This is a genomic window from Blautia sp. 210820-DFI.6.14 (assembly GCF_020558815.1).
Taxonomy (GTDB): Bacteria; Bacillota; Clostridia; order Lachnospirales; family Lachnospiraceae; genus Blautia_A; species Blautia_A obeum.
Map to the genome: position 1 here is coordinate 1 of NZ_JAJCKS010000057.1, position 3,053 is coordinate 3,053.

At 38.4% G+C, this 3,053-nt stretch carries 4 protein-coding genes; 2 read left to right on the plus strand and 2 right to left on the minus strand.

Annotation, left to right across the window (positions count from 1 at the left end):
* Positions 1 to 289, plus strand: a 289-nt coding sequence (locus tag LI112_RS17565) for a hypothetical protein (protein ID WP_227191187.1), incomplete at its 5' end; no start/stop codon positions are given.
* Between the two features lie 33 nt (positions 290 to 322).
* Entirely contained in the window at positions 323 to 964 is a 642-nt protein-coding gene (locus LI112_RS17570; protein ID WP_055056642.1) for a DUF4317 family protein, read from the plus strand.
* Between the two features lie 170 nt (positions 965 to 1,134).
* Here the strand turns inward: LI112_RS17570 and LI112_RS17575 are convergent, their stop codons facing one another.
* Positions 1,135 to 2,022, minus strand: a complete 888-nt coding sequence (locus LI112_RS17575) for a 4Fe-4S binding protein (RefSeq protein WP_022388617.1) — start codon at positions 2,020 to 2,022, stop codon at positions 1,135 to 1,137.
* 281 nt (positions 2,023 to 2,303) lie between these two features.
* A partial coding sequence (locus tag LI112_RS17580; RefSeq protein WP_227191188.1) for a site-specific integrase occupies positions 2,304 to 3,053 on the minus strand: 750 nt, incomplete at its 5' end.

Here is a 3,053-nt window from a genome sequence, read left to right on the forward strand (position 1 = left end):
GCTTGACCAAGAAAGCATGGTCAGAATTGATTCGGTTGGTTGTCAACATGTATGTGGTTTTGAAGATACGATAATATTAGGAGCAGAGAGATCTGCTTCTTTTTTTGTATCTTTCTTTATTATGATTTGCTATACTGTAAATATGAAATCGAATTACCAGATTTTATTAAGGAACTTTGAGATTTCTTCCAAATTAGAAGGCAATTTACTATGTATGGCTGAAAAAATAAGAATTTTCGTAAAAGAACAATTATCAAAAAAACAATTATCCAAAAGAACAATTGCGTAAGAAAATAATGATTAAAATTAGAAAGGAATCCCCATGTCCTCAATCACACGAATCAACCGCGACGATATGCTCGAACTCACCCGTCGAATGACAATTGCCCGTACATCCATGACACGCATAGCTGGCAGTTACATGGACGCAGATGGATTTATCGATGGAACCTTCAATACCAACTTCCTAAAACTGAAAAACTCTGAAAAAGAAAAAAACCTTACTATAGCCAAGGCAATTCCGTTCGCGCAAACCAACCAGAATCTCAAACGCTATAAAATTCCTAAAGAAGCATATGCATTAGGTGGAATCCGTCAGCTCCTTTTGGGAATCAAATCCTGTGCTCTCAAAAATGATGCACTTTTGGAATCTTTTTATGACTACATTGCAGAAAATTACCATACAAATCATGATTATGCAGTATATCTCTTCCATAATACTTATGATATCCCTCTCAAAGCAGCCGATCACGAAAGCCTCTGGGAATCCGAAGAAATCTACGAATATATCATCTGTGCAATCTGTCCGGTTTCCGGTGATTATGAACCTGGTAAACCAGAATGTGGTTTCATTTTTCCGGCATTTAATTCCAGAACAGAAGATCCGGACTACATTGATATCTACCAAAGTAATCCGGATTTTCCCCAAAAAGACTTATTAAAAATATTACAAATTCCTGAGTAAGTATATTTATGCCATCATGGGCATGATCACATGTTATTTCATCCAATGGAAGACAATCAGACAGATGTTTACTATACAGGCAATGGCGATAAAATATATTGGACTTTTGGAATCTCCGAGCCCACGAAATAAAGTAACCGTGCTTCCAATTGTTCTTGTTTTACGAAAAATTAGTCCTGAAGCAGAGCTTTTTCTACGTTTTCAAAGCCGATACGCTCAATTGTTTCTGCAAAACGTTCTCCCTTCAGGCCGTTATCACGGAAAAATAAAATTGCTTTTTCAATAACATTCAGCGCTTCTTCTTTGGATGCGAAGATTTTACTGAGAGATTTTCCGCGAGAAATTTTTTTCCCCCAGCGTCCACCGATATAAATTTTATATCCATAAATACCATCTGCAATTGTATGGAACGGACATTTTCCGACACAGCGACCACAATGTCGGCACTGCATCTCGTCAATTGTGATTTTTCCATCTACAACTTTGGCAACACCATTTGGACATGCTGCTTCAATTGCGCATTTTTTGCAGCCTTTGCAGAGTTCACTGTTTACTTCAGGAATACGCTGACCGATAATGCCGACATCATTCAGATTGGGTTTTACACAGTTGTTTGGACATCCACCTACTGCAATTTTGAATTTGTGTGGCAGGGCAACATCCTGAAATCCTTCATAAAAACGTCGGTAGATTTCCTCAGAAAGTGCATAAGAGTCAAGTAGCCCATACTGACATGTCGTTCCCTTACAGGAGACAACCGGACGAACTTTTGCACCGGTGCCACCGGTCACTAAGCCTTCTTTGGCGATAAATTCCTGAAACTCTTCAATTTTATCATAGGGAATTCCCTGAATTTCAACAGAAAGCCGTGTGGTGTATAACAGATTCCCATTGCCGAATTTTTCGGCAGCATCGGCCATACAGTGATGTTGTGCGGCGGTTACCTTTCCGTTTACGGTGAGTACCCGTGCAGAAAACAGATCAGTTCCTCGATTGTTGAGGAAGCCCATCCCTTTTACTCTTTTTTCATCTTCTTTACTGATTGTTAATGCTGACATTAGTAAATTCTCCATTCTGTTTATTATTATAACTGTCTATAGATAGTAATTTTTATTTACAATTCATAATATACCACTTGAGTATGTATTTGAAAAATGATATTATTTCACATGAAATTATATATGTCTTTTTGACTATCTTTTTATATCTTCTTAAATGTCCGCAAAGCCTTATTTTATCGGCTCTACGGGCATTTTGCTTTTGTGGTAAACCTCACATATCTAGGTCTATCTTCTTATATTTTCGCTATCAAACGTGGTTAAAATCGTGGTAAATACTTCTATGCAATTAGACGCTGAACCTCTGATTTTGCGGTATCTATGGACGCATGAGCGTACCAGTTCATTGTGATACTGATATTTGAATGCCCCATGATATACTGTAAATCTTTCGGGTTCATGTTCTTGCTTGCCAGTCTTGTACAGAACGTATGGCGTAGCGTGTGCGGTGTGATATGTGGCAAGGGGTTATCCTTATGGTGCTTGTTGTATTTCTTTACCATACGGACAAATAAGGCGTTGTAATCAATGGCAACTTTGGGCTTGCCTTTCTGATTGACAAATAGGAAGTTGCCCCGTCCGTCTATCACAAATGGTTCTGCCTTTGGGCGTTTCTTCATCAATCGTTGAAATGCTTTGATTGTTTCCTCACTCAACGGTACTTGCCTTGTTCCGCTCTTTGTTTTAGGCGTTTCAATATAATAGCCTTGTTCCTTGCTCTTTAGTAACTGGTGGTCGATAATCACAACCTCATGGTTAAAATCAACGTCCATGATTGTCAATCCGCACAGTTCCGAGATACGAAGTCCAGTCTTTAACAGTATCAGCACATCATCAAAATACTTATGATACACATTGTCCGTCTTGATGAATGACAGTAGGGCTTGTTCTTGTTCCTCTGTCAATGCGACTTTCTCTTTTGTATCATTTTCTAAGACTTCACTTAACTTGAAATCAAAAGGATTTTTCCTTACATAATCGTCTTGTATGGCGATATAGAATGACGCTTTTAACGAGCGTTTATGGTTGTT

Coding starts and splice junctions, on each gene's coding strand:
- LI112_RS17570 (WP_055056642.1), top strand. CDS start 323: ATGTCCTCAATCACACGAATCAACCGCGACGATATGCTCGAACTCACC.
- LI112_RS17575 (WP_022388617.1), bottom strand. CDS start 2,022: ATGTCAGCATTAACAATCAGTAAAGAAGATGAAAAAAGAGTAAAAGGG.